The sequence below is a fragment of the Ochrobactrum sp. SFR4 genome (genome assembly GCF_019730395.1).
GTDB lineage: Bacteria > Pseudomonadota > Alphaproteobacteria > Rhizobiales > Rhizobiaceae > Pseudochrobactrum.
Map to the genome: position 1 here is coordinate 1 of NZ_JAAPBB010000169.1, position 486 is coordinate 486.

Here is a 486-nt window from a genome sequence, read left to right on the forward strand (position 1 = left end):
AATCTGAAGTTTATAAGCATATTCATGATGATATGCAGAATAATATATGGTCTCAAACTTGGGATAGACCAGTAGGCGATGTTCGCCCTTTAAATGCTGAAGCGAATTGCTTTTTTTATGCTAATGGAAAATATAATAATGTTTATGAAATGGCTCAACCTAATGCAGATATCTTAGGTCTAGATCGCAATGGTGATATGCGCAGAATGCGCGTAGGAACGCTAAACTGCGAGATTTCATATAATGCATATATTACATTTACTCATTCCATAATTGGAACGGTTGTAGGTGCTGAATTAAAATATAGAAAAATAAATGATGCTTATATTCGTCCTATAAATGGTTCTGCAATTCAAACTGCTAAACCAACTTGTCAGGAAACAGTGGCCGGTAAAGATGTTCTTTGTGCTATGGATAAAGTTGATAAAAATCCGCAACTTGTCCCTTTAACACTAAATCTTGATGGTTCAATTACTATAAATGGTT

1 protein-coding gene is annotated in these 486 nt (G+C 34.4%); it reads left to right on the forward strand.

The features are described 5' to 3' along the window. Nucleotides 1-486, forward strand: a 486-nt coding sequence (locus tag HBA93_RS18405; RefSeq protein WP_221724264.1) for a hypothetical protein, incomplete at both ends; no start/stop codon positions are given.